The organism is Enterobacter sp. Y17 (assembly GCF_019730495.1).
In the GTDB taxonomy this organism is placed as follows: domain Bacteria; phylum Pseudomonadota; class Gammaproteobacteria; order Enterobacterales; family Enterobacteriaceae; genus Enterobacter; species Enterobacter asburiae_B.
Window position 1 is genome coordinate 966,612 of record NZ_JAASKP010000001.1, and the last position, 15,643, is coordinate 982,254.

Genomic DNA, 15,643 nt, shown 5'->3' on the forward strand with positions numbered 1-15,643 from the left:
CAATTGATTCGTACGACGCCGACTTCATAGTCGGCTTTTTTTTGCCTCCTGATTCTCAGCGTCTACCCTAAAAGGGACGACAGCAAATTCTGGAGGGAATGATGAGCATCCTGAACGCTCTGCTACTGCAACAATCGCGTCAATCCGATCCCGTCCCCACCGATCCGGTGCCAATGCCCGATCCCATCCCGCGTCCGCAGCCGATGCCCGACCCGCCGCCAGATCAAGAACCGATTAAATTGTCGCATCGAACCGCGAGATCTGCGAGGATACGCGCCATCTGACCGCAAAGATGACCACGAGAGACTACTGTGACCGCTTTTTCTACCCTGAATGTTCTGCCCGCCGCCCAGCTCGATAACCTCAACGAGTTGGGTTACCTCACGATGACGCCTGTTCAGGCGGCCGCGTTGCCCGCCATCCTTGAGGGCCGTGACGTGCGCGTGCAGGCGAAAACGGGCAGCGGGAAAACGGCGGCATTTGGCCTTGGCCTGTTGCAGCACATCGATGCGGCGCTTTTTCAGACCCAGTCTCTGGTGCTGTGCCCAACCCGCGAACTGGCAGACCAGGTCGCGGGTGAACTGCGTCGCCTGGCGCGTTTCCTGCCCAACACCAAGATTTTAACCCTCTGCGGCGGACAGCCGTTCGGCGCGCAGCGTGATTCACTCCAGCATGCGCCGCACATTATTGTCGCAACGCCCGGCCGCCTGCTGGATCACCTGCAAAAAGGCACCGTCTCGCTGGATGCGTTACAAACGCTGGTGATGGATGAGGCAGACAGGATGCTGGATATGGGCTTCAGCGATGCGATTGACGAGGTGATCCGTTTCGCCCCGGCCGATCGTCAGACGCTGCTGTTCTCCGCGACCTGGCCGGAGGCCATCGCCGCCATCAGCGGGCGCGTGCAGAAAAATCCGCTCACCATTGAAATCGACAGCGTAGATGCGCTGCCCGCTATCGAGCAGCAGTTCTTTGAAACTTCGCAGCAGGGGAAAATTTCGCTCCTGCAGAAATTGCTGAGCCAGCATCAGCCTGCGTCCTGCGTGGTGTTCTGTAATACCAAAAAAGACTGTCAGTCGGTCTGTGATGCCCTGAATGCCGCCGGCCAGAGCGCATTGTCGCTGCATGGCGATCTGGAGCAGCGCGATCGCGATCAGACGCTGGTCCGCTTCGCTAACGGCAGCGCCCGCGTTCTTGTCGCAACCGACGTCGCTGCGCGCGGTCTGGATATTAAATCCCTGGAGCTGGTGGTGAACTTTGAGCTGGCGTGGGACCCTGAAGTGCACGTGCACCGTATTGGCCGTACCGCGCGCGCGGGAAACAGCGGTCTGGCGATCAGCTTCTGCGCGCCGGAAGAGGCGCAGCGCGCCAACATTCTCTCTGAGATGCTGCAGATTAAGCTGAACTGGATGAATGCACCGGCCAGCGCCAGCATTGTGCCGCTGGAGGCTGAAATGGCGACGCTGTGCATTGATGGCGGTAAAAAAGCCAAGATGCGTCCAGGTGACGTATTAGGGGCGCTGACCGGGGATGTGGGTCTGGACGGGGCGGATATCGGCAAGATTGCGGTCCATCCGGCGCATGTCTACGTAGCGGTTCGCCAGGCGGTTGCCCATAAGGCATGGAAGCAGCTGCAAAACGGGAAAATTAAGGGTAAAACCTGTCGCGTACGTCTGCTGAAATGAAGAATGAAGCGTCTCAGAAGGTGTTTCTGAGACGCTAATCGCTTACTTCACTTCAAGCACGTTGAGACGCAGCTCTTCAAACTGATTGTCATCTTCTTCCGGCTGCCAGCCCGCTGGCTGCATGGGAATATCTTCCCGATCAAACGCCAGGTCTCCGCCGTTCACAACTTCTGACTCGTGGTTGATGCCTTTAAAGTCGAACAGCTCCACATCCGCGAGATGGGAAGGGACAACGTTTTGCATCGCGCTGAACATGGTTTCGATACGCCCTGGATAACGCTTATCCCAGTCGCGCAGCATGTCGCCAATTACCTGACGCTGCAGGTTCGGCTGAGAGCCGCACAGGTTACATGGAATGATCGGGAAACCTTTAGCCTGAGAAAAACGCTCAATGTCTTTTTCGCGGCAGTAGGCGAGAGGGCGGATCACAATGTGCTTGCCGTCATCGCTCATCAGCTTAGGCGGCATGCCTTTCATCTTGCCGCCGTAGAACATATTGAGGAACAGCGTTTGCAGGATATCGTCGCGGTGATGGCCCAGCGCAATTTTGGTCGCGCCCAGCTCCGTCGCGGTACGATACAGAATGCCGCGGCGCAGACGAGAGCAGAGTGAGCAGGTGGTTTTCCCTTCCGGGATTTTCTCTTTCACAATGCCGTAGGTATTTTCTTCGACGATTTTGTACTCAACGCCCAGCTTCTCGAGGTATTCCGGCAGAATGTGCTCCGGGAAGCCCGGCTGTTTCTGGTCAAGGTTGACCGCCACCAGGGAAAATTTCACCGGTGCGCTTTGCTGAAGATTACGCAGGATCTCCAGCATGGTATAGCTGTCTTTACCCCCTGACAGGCAGACCATGATGCGGTCACCTTCTTCAATCATGTTGAAGTCTGCAATGGCTTCGCCCACGTTACGGCGCAGTCGCTTTTGCAGTTTATTCAGGTTGTATTGCTCTTTTTTGTTAATCTCTTGATTTTCTTGCATTTATTACTACCTTCGGAGCCAATAGGGGCATAATAGGGGCAAAAATTTTTCAGCGTGCCAGCTTATCGTTAAGCATCAGCACCTGTTCGCCATTCATTTCTTCAATCCACGCACCGTAGACTTCATAAACCATTTGCGCGTTTTCATGCCCCATCTGGCTGGCTATGAAAGACGGGTTAGCGCCGGCAGATAAAAGCCAGCAGGCAAAAGTATGCCGCGTATGGTACGGATTCCGGCGGCGAATACCAGCACGTTTTACAGCTGCGTTAAATCTGGAGCCGATACTCGATAAAGAGTAGTAGGCCTTCTGTATGCCCTTGCGCATCCTGGGCATGAAAACAAATCGCAGGTTTTGATATTCCATCGCACCATACTCACGGTGATGAAACACAATCTCGGTTTTGGGCTGTAACGAAGTCAGTTTACGCTGTGCCTTCAAGGCCGCTAGTGCTGGCTCTAATAGCGTGATAACTCGATCACCTGCATCGGTTTTTGGTGGGACGAACATTCCTAGCGCATTAAGATTGCGCTGTATGTGAGCCGTACCTTTTTCCCAGTCGATATCTTCCCAGGCAAGAGCTGCAAGCTCTCCATGACGGACACCAGTATAAACTGCGAACGTCCACATATTGAGGCTTTGGCCACGCTCGGATTCCGCAAGCAAACTAAACTCCTGCTTCGTTAAAGGATCCGGTTTTACTTTCCCTTTGTGTAGTTTCTTGATCCCTTCAAAGGGCTTGCCACTGATAAAGCCAGATTTGTGTGCAAACCGAAGCAGGGAACACAGTAGCGATATATAGTTGTTCACGGTACGCACAGTGCGTCCCTGTTTGTTGCTTCTGGGATTTGCCAGATAAAGTGTCTCACCGTTCAACAGCTCCTTTCTGTATTTCAGAATGTCGCTGTGGCGTATAGTTGAAACAGGCGTATCTCCGTTAATGATGTGCATTAACGTACCGAGTTGTGAGCGAGTCTTACGCATGGTATTCGCGCTAATTTCGGTTTCTTTAATGCTCGTCCACAGTTCACACAGCTCTGAAAAGGTTTGAACTGAAACAGTGGTTACGGTTTTTTTTGCTCTGGACGATGAAGGAAAGCGCTGGTGGTAATCAAACTCTCCAAGGTTGATCTCACTAACGATCACAGCCCGAAGATTCCCGGCTTTTTTGATGTTCGCCGGGGTGTTAATCCAACCTTTGAGAATTTCGCGGCAACGCTTTCCCCGGTACATAAACCAGATACAAATCTTATTGTTTCTGATTTCGACACCTGTAGGCAAAGCTGCCATCTTACGCATCCCTTATTAACTGATTAATTCTCGGATAGTTGTACCAGGTTGTGCCACGCAAGGTTTTTTCTCCGGAAGGAGAAACCCGTTTAAAATGGACACCTTCCACCCAACAGCCCTGGCGATACTTCTCAATTTGTCGTTCGGTCAGGCCTGTTTTTTCTGTGAGTCTTGCGCCAACAACCCATTCTTCGTTAAAAATTACCTGCGACATGGTTCACCTCAGGTAACCGGCATGAGTATAGATATGCCGGTCTGTAGTCGTTGATATTTCAGTTTCAGTTTGCCTGGCCGGGCAGGGAACGCAGTCGGCGCATGCCGGTCATTGCGGTGGCCACGTAGCTTGCCTTGCAGTTGATCACTTCAACCCAGACCTTCACGCCTTCCACTCTCACCGTATAGGTCTCTTTCATCTTGCTGCGCCCATAGTCGCCGTATCTTTGCTGGTGGGCTGCGAGTGCGATTTCACATGCCCGGCGAGCCAAAGGGGATTGCTTACTGCCTCGATTAATCAGTCGCATTTCTTCTCCTTGAGGGAGGGTTTCCCCTCCCGATCTCGTTAGTCCACGTATTCCGGTTTCATATCCGCCAGGGTGATGCTGAACTGACCATGCAATTCGTCGCCCAGATGGCGTTTAGACGATGCAAGAACGCGCTCTACCTCTGCGAACCGCGCAGCTGCATCGGGTTCATCTGATGGCGGCAAGGAATTGATGGCTGCTTCGACTTTGTTCCGTGCATCAACCAGGTAATAACGCTTCACGGCCTTGTTTTTCAGCTCAGTGAACAGGGCAGAACCCAGCGTTGCTTTCACGGTTTCAATATCTGCGCGCAGAGCTTTAGCGCTATCCACATCCTGAGCCGCCTCGATGCGGTCACGAAAATCATCAGCAAGTGCATCGATGTTTTGAGCTGATTCCTGAGCCGTTTGAGTGGCAGTGACGTTGTCACCTGAAATGTCTGCAAGACTTACGTGCTGCGCCGGTGCTGGGTTTACCTCTCGTTCTTCACGGCGATCATCCAGTTCATCCGGGGTGTAGACGCCCAGAATCACATCGGGGCAGAACAGTCTCGCCCAGCGTTTGACGGCCAGGTACGCCAGTTGCTGGCGAGGGTCGTCAGCCCAGAGGGTAGAGTTTCGGGTACGGGCCTGAGCCAGCAGTAAATCTAGTTCTCTCGGCTGATCTTCGCCTTTCAGGGTTGCGCTGATAATGATGCCGATCCCTGCTTCGTCAGCCAGGGTCCAGCCCGGGACTCGGTACTCGCCTTTGTCGCCTTTACGGATATGGAATTTCCCAACAACCTTTTCCCATGGTCCGTACCATTCATATTCAAAGCGGCTGGCCAGCACACCGCTTCGTGAAATGACGGCATTAACCAGCTGCGCTTCATACCCGAGCACACCGTTAATCAGGTGCGTCTTCTGCGCCACGGCAAAGGGATTCATCTGCCACTGAGCCGCTTGCATCGCTACAGCCATGCAGTCGGCCTGATTGCCCTGCAGGTGCTTAGGAACAGTAGCGGTGCCCTGGGCCATAATCTGCGCGAACGTGCTGATGGCGTTCAGATACTGGGAATCGAACAAAGCCACGTTGGAGTTAATAACGGTGTTCTGGTCAGCAACGGTAACGTTAGTGTTATGCATAAATCCCCCTTAAGCCTGAGCGCGCAGCGCTTCGAGGCGGCGCAGGTCGAAGTCGTTCAGTTCATCGGTGTAATCGGTAGTGATCGGCGCTGGCCAGTCGCCCGTGTCGAAACCTGTGGCGATGGCGCGCATTGTTTTGCGGTACTCGAGCATGCCCAGTTCCAGCAGTTCGGTGGATGCCTCAATGATGGCGATCCAGTGGTAGTTCTCGTCTTTGTTGACGAAAATCCAGAAGAACTGATCCAGCGCCGCGGTCTCGCAATACATAGCCGCGCTGAGGTGATAGTCACGGTCTATGATTTCCCGGTGCAGCCTGGCGCGCAGGCTTTCCTGCTTCACATTCCACATGCTGATGGTTTTCAGGTCAGCACCGATGCGCACGCCGTCCAGTTCAATCTCGAGGTCAGGGCGTACACGCACTTCTAATCCGGTTTCGTCGTCGAAACCGAAATAGCTCACCTCAACGGCGCGGCTTGGATGTGTCAGCAGCATGCCCGCGGTCGGGTGCGCCAGTAGTGCGGACTGAATTGCCCGCGCTGTGGCCAGTTGCTGGCGGGTAACCAGAATCTTTTCACCAGGGTTGTCGCGCCAGGCATCCAGCAGTTCGTCGGCGAATATGGCATCGGGCTTAACTGATTTAATTGTCTGGATCATATCTGCTTTGGTACCGGACACTTTCAGCGGCGTCGGTTTCTGCGCTTCTTGCGCCACCAGATCAGGATTGATGATCGCTAATTGCTCGAGTAGCGCATCACGGCTGCCGCTGGTTTTAACTGGCGCGGGCAGGGTGGCGTTGTACTCTTTAATACATGCCTTCATTACTGTTGCTGTTTGCTTCTGGCCTTCTTCAATACGCTGGTACTCAGCAGGGAGAGCCATATAGCTTTGAGCCGTTTCTTCCAGGCTCGCGCCAAGCGGCACTGGAGCGGGAAGGGATGCGTTATGTTCTTCAAGCAACGCTTTAATCTCGTCAGCGCTTAGCAGCGCCGGTAGGCTGGCGTTGTACGCATCGATGAACTCGCGCAGAGTTGCGGTGGTGGTGAAAGCACCCTCCGGGATCTCCGGTTCTACGCTGAACTCTGCTACGAGGTTTTCCGGCTGCAATGCAAGGGCGTGCACTAGGTTTCCCATATCCAGTACTTTGGATGCTGTTCGCGGGATGGTTTTAGCCACATGGCGCGCGTTAAAGTACATCAGGCTGACGCGGGCATCTTTCACTTGGGTTGAGCTAATACCGTTTGCTGCGTGATAAACGTCATTCGGTAGGCATTCGTAGCGGCCAGGCTCGAAGTAAGCCGGGTATACAATTACCGGTTCTGCTTGCTGTTCCTCCAACGCTACGGAATCTGTCTGCGAATTAGCTGCATCAGTGCTTTCGCCCGGTGGTACCGAACCAACATCTTCGTCTTTCTCTGGCTTAACCGTTTCCATCTGCACATCGCTGATGGTCTCCGCTATTTTTTCCGTTTTTTCGACTTCATTTGAGGAGGTATTGATGACCGGTTCGGTATTTCCATCCATCAGGCCATCGATGGAGAACACGCCGCTACCGAGATTTTCAACCTGCGGTTGTTCATCTGGGGCTTTTGTCTCAACTGCATGGGTAGGCAACGGCAGTAACTCCACAGCAGAGTTAAACTCAGCCGTCATGGTTTTATTAACGAACTCAAGATGAGCCGCTGGCGTGTGATGAATGTTCTCGGGAGCGATGCGGATCAGATTGAAGATTGCCGCACGGTTCACCGCCAGTACACCCGGCTGATTACGCAAGATGGCGCCCCATGATTTCCATGGTTCTTCTTTCTTAGCCACGATTTCTTTGGCACGTCGTAATACGCTCGAAGGAATTTCGAAGTGGTGGAAGTCCATAGGCAGTAGGGCGCATGCGATCTCAAGATCGAGGGTGTCCAGAGTGTGATGCGCGCCTTCGCCGCGATCCGTTACATAGCCACCGTCGGCATTGGTACCAGAATTGCTGCGCTGAACATTACTGATGCGGTTTCCGGCAGCCCATTCGCGCGCCAGGATGCCGCGGTCAATGTAATCAGTCGCCGCCCAGATTCGGGTGAAACGGAGAACCAAAGCGAGTTCGTGGCGCTTCTCCTGGCTGAACACCTTGCGAATGGCGTCGGTATAGCGCCACAGGTCTTTGGTGTCGTAACCCTTAACCTCTTCGCAGTTTTCTGCCGCCAGCAGCAGGTTCTGGACATAGCTGTTGTCAGTGTCCATCTCCAGAGCGCTGATACCTTCGTATTCTTGGCGGGTTAAGTGGTGGCGCAGTTCGTTGGCGGTGAACTGGGCGAGTAGCTGCTTCCGGAACGGCATACGCACGACTGGATAACGAGTGGTTTCGTCATCATTCTCGTCAATCTGGATACCGTTATCAGGTTCCAGAACCTGAACGGTTGTAACGTCGGAGTTGCTGGTGCTTTCTGATTTGAGAAGAGAAAGCTTTCCGCTTCTCCACTCTTCAACTAACTGATTGCGGTCGCTGGCATCTGCTCTCGCCCAGTCAGCCATGAATGCAGCGATAATTTCGGTTTCGTGTGCTTCATCTGGCGTGAATACCTGCTTAATCGCCTGAACCAGTTTCCACTCAGCGTTCAGGCTGAGATCGGCAACTTCAGGGATGTCGTTCTTCGCCAGCAGCAGGTTCTGGAGATAGGTGTTGCCTTCATCCAGTGACATTTCGCTGGCAGACAGCTGCTGCTCTTTAGTGATGTGTGACTGGTATTTGTCGCTGGTCAGGTGGACGGCAAAACGGACCGCTGGAGTGCGGTTTTCAAGCGGGACACTCTCGACGGTAGTTTCGACATTAACGGACGTTTCCGGTGCGGCAGTGGTGTCCACAGGTCCAGTCAACTCAGCACCAGCCTTTGGCAGCCAGGTGCGTCCATCTTCCTGCAGTTCGTAGCGTTTGCACCAGGTGTAATCCACCGCACTTTCTTCCGGCAGGTCGTTATACACGGGGAAATCGGTCCGAACTGGTTTGGCATAATCCGTGCCCCGGCCGGTTTCAATGCCAGCATCTTCTAGCTCTACATCCAGCTGCAAATTGGCTCGTGCTTCTGATTTAGCCGTGAACCAGATAACGGCATCTTCTTTGCCGGATTTCTGGGTTGCCTTGATAAAATGAAAGAATTCCATATCGGGTCCTTAATTTTGGTTGTAAGATACCCGCAGCTAATGATTGCCGCCTTGGGTAGTGGTCATTGGTCAAAACTCGATTCCGGAAAGCTTTGGTCGGCTGACCGGGTACTTAACCCGCCTTGCGCGGGTTTTGTGCTTTTAGGGGCTGGTAACAGCCATTGGTCATAACTCGATTAAAATTTGAAAGCAGGCTGGTGGTCGTCAGCCGGTCTATATGGGTAACACTCTCCTTTTACGTGCTGTTCTTTGGCAGCTGCATCACAGCCAGCTTCGGTTTGGTATACACCGAGCATGATGTCTGAGCATTCCCCGGTGAGGGCGCAGACGGTAACGATCAGGGCAAAGAACGAGCTCATGCTTTTAGCTCTGGATTGCCTTTTTGCGCCAGTAAGTAGCAAAGCTTGCGAATCCATACTTCCGCCGCACTGAGGCGGATAGCTTGTTGTCTTGAAGGTGTTCGTGCAAAGTCGATCATTTATCTTTCCTTTTAATTCTGACTGTCGTATCGCGGTCCTAACTTCAGTGCTATTGTGGTTATTCCCGCACTCTAATGAGGGAGTTAACTGTGGAAAAAGAAGAGAAAGTCTTGTATTTAACTCGCTTAGCGGTTGATACATATAACTCTTACCGTTCTGCTCAAATCTCTTCTGGCCGGAATCTTTCTGACCCCCACGATCCGGTGGAAGAGATAGAAAAAATCTATGCAAAATTCGAAGTCTTTCTTGACCAGAAACTCTCAGAAGACGAATGGAAATAGGGTTATATGCTTCCCCAGCTAGACCTATTTCTCCAGAGTGAGCTGTTGCAATGTGCATAAAGCTCACTCTTTCTTATGACCGTGTCATCCACAATTTTTCCCCCTATATGCGCCTGTAACGCCGGCCAGCGGAACGTTTAAACCTGATGCGCGTTAATCTCTCCACCTCATCCGACTATTCGTATGCCGTCGGCGGCTACTTCGTGGGCGTCCTGCCTTGGTGGTTCGTAGTGCGTCTTAGTGAGTTAGATTAAACACAAAGTTTAAGTCGTAGTCAACAAAATGAGTAATTTTAGATAAACAAAATGTTTATGTGGTGCTTATGGAGAGTGAAATTTTGTCCTTTGGAGGAAAAAAATTCGACGAAATGGTGCGTGCCGGAAGTCCGCGGAATGGTCGCTTACTACAAAAGATGTGCTAGTTATTAGAGGGGCATAAAAAAAAGGCCACTTCATGGCCATTTCTTATGGTGGATCTTTACGATTCATTGCTGAAAGGATTACTCAATCATCCTGCGAACGAATCCGGCCTTTCATATACTTATCATATAGTTCGTCCAGCTCTTTCAGGCGAAGTGCGAAGATGCGAAGCATGTTCTGTTGCTCTTCTTCGGGAAGCTGACGGTAAAGTTCCAACAGCCGTTGTTCGTCCGGCTTCAGTCCATCTTTTTTGCCAACATCTTGGCCAAGCAGCCACTCAAGGCTCACCCCAAGCGCATCCGCCAGCTTAATCGCTGAACTTTTACCAATCGTCCCACGAACAAACCAGTTATTGACCGACTGAGCACTGACGCCGCATATACGGGCCATGTCTGATTTGGTCAGCTTCTTGAGCTCAAGAACCTCGTTAAGCCGCTGAACTTGGGGGTGGTTAATCTGATGAGTTTTTTCTTTCATGGACGAATTCTAAACCAAATGTTTATTAGCTCAATATTCAAAATGTTGACACAAACATAAACAATATGTTTAATTGCGTTGTTGTTACAGGAGCTATTTATGAAAGCAATTGATAAAGCAACTACCAAAGCAGGAAATGCTACGCGCTTAGCCCAACTGCTAACCGTAAGCGCCATGACTGTTAGTCATTGGCGAAATCGATATCAGGGTGTCGTACCGGCAGATCGAGTTTTGCAAATTTATGGGGTTACCGGCGTAACTCCGCACGAGCTGCGCCCAGATCTCTACCCAAACCCAACAGACGGTTTACCTAAACAGGATCCTTAACTATGCAAACTGTTTCATTTCAACAGAGTAGCAGAGCTTCCTCTAATCCAATGATATTCCCGTGTCATCAAAGCGAATCGGCAGAGCAGGATCTTGATCATCGAGATATTTGTTCTGCAGTCAGGGCGTGGGCAGCGGCAGAAGGGCGCGTAGCTGTTGCGCTTCAAATCCAAGAAGCGGCGGAAGAACTTCAACTTGATGGCGTAGATTTTTCTGGCCAGGCCGATGTCTGGAACGTGAAGCTGTTCCGCTGGCTCGACAACAAAGAAGACTCCGCATCGTACCGAAAGAACGTTGAACTGCTGGTGCCAGCGATCATGTCCGTATTACCGCTTCGATACCGCGACCGTGTCGTAAAGAACGACTCCTTTGCACATCGCATGGCCAGATTAGAAAAAGAGGTAAGTGAGGCGAAGCAAGCTTTGATGCTCGATGCACCGAAGAAGGAAAAGCTTAAGGAGTTAGGCGAGGGGATTTTCGAAATGTTCAGAGTCGATCCGGATCTTACAGCGCCGCTGCTGGCGATGGTCACAACCATGCTGGGGGCGATATGAAGACTTCAGAAAAGGCGAAAGCCGGTCTGCGCGAACAGAACCGACTTTCAGGTGCAAAAACGGAGTGTAATTGCGGAGCTAAGTATGTCAAACACAGCTGAAATTATCAATTTCCCCCACAGAACCGAACAACCGGGAGGTCGTATGGCCGACCTGTCGAACGGGTATACCAAGGTTGCTAACGAGATCCAACAGCTCAAGCCTCGTCTGAGAATGTCAGGCCGGGAGTGGCAGTGTTTTGAGGCGGTGATCTGGCTTACCTACGGCTGGAACAAGAAACAAGACCGCGTTACGAACACGGTGATCTCTGAGCTTACAGGGCTGAGTGATTCGCATGTTTCTGATGCGCTCAAATCGCTCACAGAACGCAAAATTATCTTCAGTCAGAAGCAGGGCGTGATGAAAATCGTCGGTATAAATACTGACCTTTCTGCCTGGATTTTAGACAAACCGAAAACGGGAAAAACCTTCCCGAAATCGGGAAAAGTGTTACCGAAAACGGGAAAAACCTTCCCGGAAACGGTAGACACCCAAGACTATAACAAGAACAATATTAAAATATCCTCGTCTCGGAATTCTGACGAATCCCGAAACCAGAAAACTCAAAAATTTCTCTCTCGCCATCCTGAAGCTGCCGCCGGGATATACACCCCGGCAGGTAAATCATGGGGATCCGCTGACGACCTCAAGGCCGCACGCTGGATTTACGACAGGCTTCTCACCGTCAACGCATCGCTATCCGAACCAAACTGGGCTGAATGGGCAAACACCATCAGGCTGATGCGTGTCCAGGACAAACGCACTCACTACGAAATTTGTGACCTGTTCCAGTGGGCCAACCGGGACGAGTTCTGGAAAGACAATATCCTGAGCCCCTCGAGTCTGCGCAAACAGTGGGATCAGCTCACTACCAAGCGGTTGCGTGCAACCGGAACGGTAAAACCTTCCCGGGGCGGCATTGACCTGCATAACACCGACTGGATTGACGGGGTGCTGGAATGAAAAACCTCGCAGAGAACATTCGCAATTTTGACCGGGAACAGGCTCGCCGTGTGGCGCATAACCTGTCTGAGCAGCACACCGAGCGCGAACAAACGCAGCAGGTGGCGCAGATTATCAACGGGCTGTTCGTACAGCTGGCGGCCGCGTTCCCGGCAAGCCTAGTTAATCGCAGCCAAGAAGACGTGAACGAGATCCGCCGTCAGTGGGTGCTGGCCTTCAAAGAAAACGGGATCACCAGCATGGAGCAGGTAGAGGCCGGCATGCGCGCGGTGCGTCGCCAGGAACGCCCGTTTTTGCCGTCGCCAGGTCAGTTCATCAAGTGGTGCAGGGAAGGGCGTTGTGTTCTGGGGATCACCACCGCAGACGTGATGGCTGAATACTGGAAGTGGCGCAAGCTGGTGTTCCGGTATCCGAGCAGTGAGCAGTATCCCTGGCCTAAACCCATTTACTATCACATCTGCCTCGAGCTGCGGCGCCGGGGAACTGATGGTCAACTGTGCCACAAAGAACTCGAGCATGAAGCCGGCGACATTCTGGATATGTGGGAAAAGCGGGTGCTGGCCGGGAAACCAATCCCGCCTGTTCGTCGTGCGTTGGCAGCACCAGTGGCTCCGAGGGGGCCAACGCCAGCTGAACTTCTGAAGGCTAAATACGCGCGCCTAAAAGATGAAGGGAGAGTTTAACTGTGCGAGCAAAGATTCTTCAGATTCGTACCATACAGCGAATGAGTAGAAGGCTTTGTTTCCACAACGTGTTATAAACAAGTTACAAGTCGCCTCCTCTGGCGACAAAGAGGCATGGCATGAAATTACGAATCACAAGAGCAATCGGCCTCAGCAAGTTCTCGCCACGTTGGGTTAAGGTTATCTGTTTACGGTTGACTAAAAACGATATTGAGCGCTCCCTCAACGCGCTTCTGGCCACAATTGATGAAACTGAACTCTCTTCGGAGCAAGTCAAAGCATTGAGGGAATGCGTTGACAGAATCAACCTGGCAAGGGGAAAGGGGATGCAAGCGTGAGCGCTACTGCTATTGAGCCGAAAGAGATTTTTTATACCACATGCTCATTGCTGAACACATAAAGCGTAGCTGAAGTGACTGATGCTGACTGAGTGATGCGCGGAGAAATAGTTGTCTAATAACTCAATCATATTAATCACTTTTCCCATGGTACCTTTTTTATCTTGAGGATTAGGCAGTACGAAATCCTAGCTTTGGCCGCTCTATTGGATCCTACACCTCTGAACTGCTAAGGACGGAATATGAACGGATGAAAGCTAGCATGAGGTGCGAGTGGTGTTGAGAAAGGTCCACTGGACAATCATTTGAATAATTCTGTGAAAAATTCATTTGTATAAAGAGTCTTCTCCTTCTGGGCGCGTTTTGAACCTTCGATGCATCCACAGGTATTGCTCAGGGGCGCGGAGGATTTCACGCTCGATGATTTTATTCATATAAGCAGCTGCAGCGATATTATCGTCCTCCGGATATCCTAACAATGGATTACTGATATACATATGATAACCTTTTTTATCGCTCCGTCGAATCATGCTAAGTGTGATCAAATTTGCTCCAGCGAGTTTTGAAAGTGCGTACGTTCCGTTCGTTGTGGCTGCTTTTTTTACCGAGAAAAAGGGTGCGAAAACGCTCCCCTTAGGCCCGTAATCCTGATCTGGTGCAAACCACACAGCTTCACCGGCCTTGAGTGCATGAACTAAGCGAGATAGATTACGTCGATCAATCATAGCTTTATTTGAACGCATACGTCCTTTTGTCTGAACCCATTCCATCAATGGATTGTTGTGCGGCCGATATGTTGCCATCATTGGATGGCATAACCCCATTACTCTTCCGCATAGTTCAAGCGACATGAAATGAATCCCGACAACCATTACCCCTCCGGTTGCGTTAGCCAAGTTTTCAATCCCTTCTACGTCAAACCACTTTTTGACTCTCGCATCGCTCCAGAACCAGGCCATGCCAGTTTCCATCAGTCCCAGCCCGAGAGAAACAAAGTTATTATTTATCATCTGGCTTCGGGCAATCGGAGTCATATCGGGAAAACAGAGTTCAATATTCCTAACCGCTATACTTTCTCTACGTTTTAAAAAGGGCCTGGAGATTTTTCCAAGACCGGAACCAAGAGTATATAAAACCGGATAAGGAAGTTGGACTATAACCCACAGAAGTGCCAAGCCTGCCCAGGAAAACCAGTGGCGGGGATGAAGTAATTTGTATGTAAAGAGTTGTGACATAAATTTCCCTAAGCTAATGAAGGTTGTAATGCACATGGATAATTTGAAAATTTGTTTTTCAGCGGAACGTTTCATTTAGATAATTGAGTTTTTTTCTGAATTCAGGGGGACAGATTGCGTGTGGGAGTGGATGCTCACTAAATGGTTTAGTGAGGCGAAAAAAATTCTTTTTCTATAAGACTCAATGGGTTATTAACGATATTCGAGGAATTGCCTTCTGGATTCATCCTCCCCAACATACTCAAAAGATAGAAGACGAATTGGGATTAAGTTATAAAACCAATAGCAATCATTTCGTTGAATAACTTCGCCTGGCTTGAAACATATCCCTGATGCTTCCCGAACAATTGCATATTTACCATTGCTAAATTTCACTCTGTGGATATAGAAATGTTGACCGATCTGTCCATGACAGCTGTTCGAAAGTATATCTCCTTCAATAAAAACAGATTTTTTATCTTTCATCATAATGCCCTCTACCACTATACTATAAAAGGAATGTTGGCATTTACAGATATCAGTTAAGTTGCAGGAACTGTTCAGCCGCCGATGCACCAGCATTCTGATGGCCTGAACAACAGTCCGCAGGCAGGACATTCCAGAACAGCATTTTTTCTTAGTTTACCTGCTTTCTGATTGGCTCTGTATGCGCATACCGGGCAAGCAACATGGACCGGTCTTTCTTTAAAATGTCTAAGTCCCTCTGTAAATGACATAAAATAACCTCTGAAAAATATAATATTTATTATACGCTTTAAAATATAAATTGTCGGGTTAAGTTATGAATATTTATTGCTGAATAAAATATGAGCTTTTAGAAAACAACAGTTTGATTTATGTTACAATATCCTTCCATGAGAAATTTATGATGAAATCAGAAGACACTCTTGACTGGTACCCAGCGCAGTTGCCGCCAGTAAAAATTATTTTAGGTGAAGCAGTGCTTGCTGTGGGTAAACAGGGAAGGCCGATTAATACCCGGACCTTGCTCGAGTATCTTCAAGTCATGCAAGGTAAGCAAAAAAGACGTGATGATAAAGTTGCTATGCAGACTGCGATTGAAGTGCTTAGAGACAATCAGCGCATTAACGGTAGGCGTTAATGC

General features: G+C 50.6%; 20 protein-coding genes. 9 read left to right on the forward strand and 11 right to left on the reverse strand.

What is annotated here, in order from left to right; all coding sequences use genetic code 11:
- Positions 1 to 110 precede the first annotated feature (110 nt).
- Entirely contained in the window at positions 111 to 284 is a 174-nt protein-coding gene (locus HCH49_RS22305) for a hypothetical protein (protein ID WP_305089335.1), read from the forward strand.
- Positions 285 to 311: 27 nt separating this feature from the next.
- Positions 312 to 1,685: an ATP-dependent RNA helicase DbpA gene (gene dbpA, locus HCH49_RS04410; RefSeq protein WP_033145704.1), complete on the forward strand. Its 1,374-nt coding sequence runs from the start codon at positions 312 to 314 to the stop codon at positions 1,683 to 1,685.
- A 42-nt stretch (positions 1,686 to 1,727) separates the two neighbouring features.
- On the opposite strand, the gene ttcA is transcribed toward dbpA, so the two are convergent.
- The 8 genes from ttcA to HCH49_RS22165 all read right to left on the reverse strand — a co-directional run bounded on the left by ttcA (position 1,728) and on the right by HCH49_RS22165 (position 9,221).
- Positions 1,728 to 2,663 (reverse strand): tRNA 2-thiocytidine(32) synthetase TtcA, encoded by a 936-nt coding sequence (ttcA, locus tag HCH49_RS04415; RefSeq protein WP_023312015.1) that lies wholly within the window; start codon positions 2,661 to 2,663, stop codon positions 1,728 to 1,730.
- Between the two features lie 49 nt (positions 2,664 to 2,712).
- Positions 2,713 to 3,951 carry a site-specific integrase gene (locus HCH49_RS04420; RefSeq protein ID WP_221702244.1) on the reverse strand — a complete coding sequence of 413 codons (1,239 nt, stop codon included), beginning with the start codon at positions 3,949 to 3,951 and terminating at the stop codon, positions 2,713 to 2,715.
- Between the two features lies 1 nt (position 3,952).
- Positions 3,953 to 4,165 carry an excisionase family protein gene (xisR, locus tag HCH49_RS04425; protein WP_014884030.1) on the reverse strand — a complete coding sequence of 71 codons (213 nt, stop codon included), beginning with the start codon at positions 4,163 to 4,165 and terminating at the stop codon, positions 3,953 to 3,955.
- 64 nt (positions 4,166 to 4,229) lie between these two features.
- A complete protein-coding gene (locus tag HCH49_RS04430) occupies positions 4,230 to 4,472 on the reverse strand; it encodes a DUF4060 family protein (RefSeq protein WP_182930758.1) in 243 nt (80 codons plus the stop codon).
- Positions 4,473 to 4,510: 38 nt separating this feature from the next.
- Positions 4,511 to 5,596, reverse strand: coding sequence for a RecT family recombinase (locus tag HCH49_RS04435; RefSeq protein ID WP_221702245.1), 1,086 nt, complete (start codon positions 5,594 to 5,596; stop codon positions 4,511 to 4,513).
- A gap of 9 nt (positions 5,597 to 5,605) precedes the next feature.
- Positions 5,606 to 8,743: a RecE family exodeoxyribonuclease gene (locus HCH49_RS04440; RefSeq protein WP_221702246.1), complete on the reverse strand. Its 3,138-nt coding sequence runs from the start codon at positions 8,741 to 8,743 to the stop codon at positions 5,606 to 5,608.
- Positions 8,744 to 8,919: 176 nt separating this feature from the next.
- Positions 8,920 to 9,102 (reverse strand): DUF1482 family protein, encoded by a 183-nt coding sequence (locus HCH49_RS04445; protein ID WP_059312023.1) that lies wholly within the window; start codon positions 9,100 to 9,102, stop codon positions 8,920 to 8,922.
- Positions 9,099 to 9,221: a hypothetical protein gene (locus HCH49_RS22165; protein ID WP_258321457.1), complete on the reverse strand. Its 123-nt coding sequence runs from the start codon at positions 9,219 to 9,221 to the stop codon at positions 9,099 to 9,101. Before HCH49_RS22165 ends, HCH49_RS04445 begins: the two co-directional genes overlap by 4 nt.
- Positions 9,222 to 9,311: 90 nt before the next feature.
- Between HCH49_RS22165 and HCH49_RS04450 the strand changes: the two genes are divergently transcribed.
- Positions 9,312 to 9,503 (forward strand): hypothetical protein, encoded by a 192-nt coding sequence (locus HCH49_RS04450; RefSeq protein ID WP_059311999.1) that lies wholly within the window; start codon positions 9,312 to 9,314, stop codon positions 9,501 to 9,503.
- A gap of 503 nt (positions 9,504 to 10,006) precedes the next feature.
- Here the strand turns inward: HCH49_RS04450 and HCH49_RS04455 are convergent.
- Positions 10,007 to 10,399, reverse strand: a complete 393-nt coding sequence (locus tag HCH49_RS04455) for a helix-turn-helix domain-containing protein (RefSeq protein WP_059311998.1) — start codon at positions 10,397 to 10,399, stop codon at positions 10,007 to 10,009.
- A 99-nt stretch (positions 10,400 to 10,498) separates the two neighbouring features.
- On the opposite strand from HCH49_RS04455, the gene HCH49_RS04460 reads away from it, so the two are divergent.
- The 5 genes from HCH49_RS04460 to HCH49_RS04480 all read left to right on the forward strand — a co-directional run bounded on the left by HCH49_RS04460 (position 10,499) and on the right by HCH49_RS04480 (position 13,303).
- On the forward strand, positions 10,499 to 10,726 hold the full coding sequence (locus HCH49_RS04460) for a transcriptional regulator (RefSeq protein WP_221702247.1): 228 nt from the start codon (positions 10,499 to 10,501) through the stop codon (positions 10,724 to 10,726).
- A gap of 2 nt (positions 10,727 to 10,728) precedes the next feature.
- On the forward strand, positions 10,729 to 11,280 hold the full coding sequence (locus HCH49_RS04465; RefSeq protein ID WP_073001176.1) for a toxin YdaT family protein: 552 nt from the start codon (positions 10,729 to 10,731) through the stop codon (positions 11,278 to 11,280).
- A gap of 84 nt (positions 11,281 to 11,364) precedes the next feature.
- On the forward strand, positions 11,365 to 12,282 hold the full coding sequence (locus HCH49_RS04470; protein ID WP_221702248.1) for a replication protein: 918 nt from the start codon (positions 11,365 to 11,367) through the stop codon (positions 12,280 to 12,282).
- Complete coding sequence (locus HCH49_RS04475; protein ID WP_063441150.1) at positions 12,279 to 12,965, forward strand: replication protein P; 687 nt, start codon at positions 12,279 to 12,281, stop codon at positions 12,963 to 12,965. The genes HCH49_RS04470 and HCH49_RS04475 overlap by 4 nt, the downstream gene beginning before the upstream one ends.
- Positions 12,966 to 13,084: 119 nt before the next feature.
- Complete coding sequence (locus tag HCH49_RS04480) at positions 13,085 to 13,303, forward strand: hypothetical protein (protein WP_047647982.1); 219 nt, start codon at positions 13,085 to 13,087, stop codon at positions 13,301 to 13,303.
- Positions 13,304 to 13,629: 326 nt separating this feature from the next.
- Here the strand turns inward: HCH49_RS04480 and lpxP are convergent, their stop codons facing one another.
- The gene (lpxP, locus tag HCH49_RS04485; RefSeq protein WP_047647981.1) at positions 13,630 to 14,538 is read right to left on the reverse strand and encodes a kdo(2)-lipid IV(A) palmitoleoyltransferase; all 909 of its coding nucleotides are present in this window, start codon (positions 14,536 to 14,538) and stop codon (positions 13,630 to 13,632) included.
- Positions 14,539 to 15,077: 539 nt separating this feature from the next.
- A complete protein-coding gene (locus HCH49_RS22355) occupies positions 15,078 to 15,254 on the reverse strand; it encodes a YnfU family zinc-binding protein (RefSeq protein WP_213730113.1) in 177 nt (58 codons plus the stop codon).
- Positions 15,255 to 15,406: 152 nt separating this feature from the next.
- On the opposite strand from HCH49_RS22355, the gene HCH49_RS04495 reads away from it, so the two are divergent.
- Positions 15,407 to 15,640 carry a hypothetical protein gene (locus HCH49_RS04495; RefSeq protein WP_039262743.1) on the forward strand — a complete coding sequence of 78 codons (234 nt, stop codon included), beginning with the start codon at positions 15,407 to 15,409 and terminating at the stop codon, positions 15,638 to 15,640.
- Positions 15,641 to 15,643 lie beyond the last annotated feature (3 nt).